Genomic DNA, 727 nt, shown 5'->3' with positions numbered 1-727 from the left:
TTTTGAACCGCCCCGTGATTGTCGGAGACCTAATATTCTGAGAGAATACGACAATGAAAACACGAAATTACACTCCTGAGATTAAAGAACGCGCAGTTCGCATGCTGATTGAAGCAGCAGGCGACTATCCCTCCACCTGGTCAGCTATTCAAGCCATTGCGCCTAAGATTGGCTGCACGCCTGAAACCCTGCGATCGTGGCATAAAAAGCACATCGATAAAACTATACCAGCTAATATTCAAGCTCAAGATCAAGCTGCACGTATTAAAGAGCTTGAACGCGAGAACAAAGAGCTCAAGCAAGCCAACGAGATTATCAGGAAGGCAGCCGCTTTTTTCGCCCAGGCGGAGCTCGACCGCTGACTAAAATCATGATTCACTTCATCGACGACAATAAACACCTTTATGGGGTCGAGCTGATCTGTAGAGTCCTACCGATTGCCCCGTCAACTTATTATCGTGCTCAAGACTTAAGCGACAACCCACACAAGCGTTCACTGCGCAGTCAGCATGACGACTATTACATCGGTGAGATTAAACGTATTTGGCAGGATAGCAAATGCCGTTACGGTGCGCGTAAAGTCTGGCAGCAGATGAAAGCAGAAGGATTATGTATTGCTCGGTGTACCGTAGAGCGATTAATGAAGCAGTATGGCCTACAAGGCGTCTGGCGTGGCAAAGGCAAGATTACCACCAACAGCCGTGACGACCAAAAGCGCGCTGATGAC

General features: G+C 48.1%; 1 pseudogene and 1 other annotated feature. The pseudogene reads left to right on the top strand.

From position 1 onward, the window contains the following. Positions 1-53 precede the first annotated feature (53 nt). Positions 54-727: pseudogene (locus tag JMW90_RS13850) on the top strand (IS3 family transposase); the annotation flags it as partial. Further along, positions 329-445 (top strand) — a sequence feature (AL1L pseudoknot). It overlaps the preceding pseudogene by 117 nt.

Origin of the sequence: Psychrobacter glacincola (assembly GCF_904846215.1) — a bacterium.
GTDB lineage: Bacteria > Pseudomonadota > Gammaproteobacteria > Pseudomonadales > Moraxellaceae > Psychrobacter > Psychrobacter glacincola.
This window is presented reverse-complemented; position numbering and strand designations above follow the sequence as displayed.